Here is a 1,192-nt window from a genome sequence, read left to right on the forward strand (position 1 = left end):
GCGGCCGCCCCATCGGCCGGTCGAGCCAGTAGGATACCGGGTTGAGGGCTGTGCGCTCATCGACGGGAGTGATGCGGCCCGATTGTAATTGATGTCCGGTCAGCGGCGGGCGGGCCAGCGCGATGCCCAGCCCATAGGCGGCGGCGTCGAGCACCAGATTGTAGTCCTCGAAGCGGCGGTCCTGCGGGCGCGGGCGGTAATCCATGCCTTGCGCGGCAAACCAGGCGCGCCAGGCCGACGCGTCGGAATCGTTGATCAGCGGATATTTGAGCAGCCGGGCAGGGTCGCCCCGGCCGATCTCGCGGGCAAGCTCGGGTGACGCGACAGGGAAGACATGTTCCTCGAAAAGTTGCACCGAGATGCGGCCCGGAATGCCGCCGCGTCCACAACGGATCGAGAGGTCGATGCCTTCATCGGCAAGGTCGGCCTGGCGGATGTCGACATCGAGCACGATGCGCAGCTTCGAGGGATTGTTTTCCAGAGCCGCCATGCGCGGCATCAGCCACAGTCCGCTGACCGAGGGAATCGAGGTCAGCCGCACCACCGCCGTGCCACGCGGCTCGACCCAGCGGTCGGAATGGGTCGATATCAGCGCAAAGGCTTCCGCCGTGCGCAGATGCAGCCTGTTGCCTTCGATCGTCAGCGAGACGCCGCGCGCACCACGGTCGAAGACTTTCAATCCCAGCCAGTCCTCGAGCTTGGCGATCTGCCGGCTGACGGCGCCATGGGTGATATTGAGCTTTTCGGCGGCCGCTGAAAAGCTGCCTGTCCGCGCCGCCGCATCGAAGGCGCGCAGCGTTTCGAGCGGCACCATTGTGTCCGAGCTGTGATCCATAGTCACAGGTGATCCTCGATTTCGTCGTTTGTCAACCGGGGTGAAAAGGCGTTTTCTGCCTTTCAGGACCGAAGAAATACGAGGGCGGTGAGATGAGCGAGATAACGGGCACGTTGAATTCGACACAGCGAATGGACACCACGGCAGCCATCGCTGTGGCGCTGACGGTGGTCGGCTGGGCCTCCGCCTTTCCCGCTATCCGAGCCGGTCTCGCCGCCTTCGGCCCACTGGAACTGGGTGCGTTGCGCTTTGCCATCGCCGCTGTGCCGGCGGCGATCTTCCTGGCCGTCAAGCGCCCGGCGCTGCCAAGGCTCGACGAAGCGTGGCGCCTGGTCTTTGGCGGCGCCATCTTCGTCG

General features: G+C 65.0%; 1 protein-coding gene and 1 pseudogene. One reads left to right on the forward strand and one right to left on the reverse strand.

Translation table 11 applies throughout. The features are described 5' to 3' along the window. Positions 1 to 835, reverse strand: an 835-nt coding sequence (locus tag EN879_RS36565) for a LysR family transcriptional regulator (RefSeq protein WP_127274748.1), incomplete at its 3' end; no start/stop codon positions are given. Positions 836 to 927: 92 nt separating this feature from the next. On the opposite strand from EN879_RS36565, the pseudogene EN879_RS36570 reads away from it, so the two are divergent. Next, a pseudogene (locus tag EN879_RS36570) lies at positions 928 to 1,192 on the forward strand (EamA/RhaT family transporter); the annotation flags it as partial.

The organism is Mesorhizobium sp. M7A.F.Ca.AU.002.02.1.1 (genome assembly GCF_003998535.1).
GTDB lineage: Bacteria > Pseudomonadota > Alphaproteobacteria > Rhizobiales > Rhizobiaceae > Mesorhizobium > Mesorhizobium ciceri.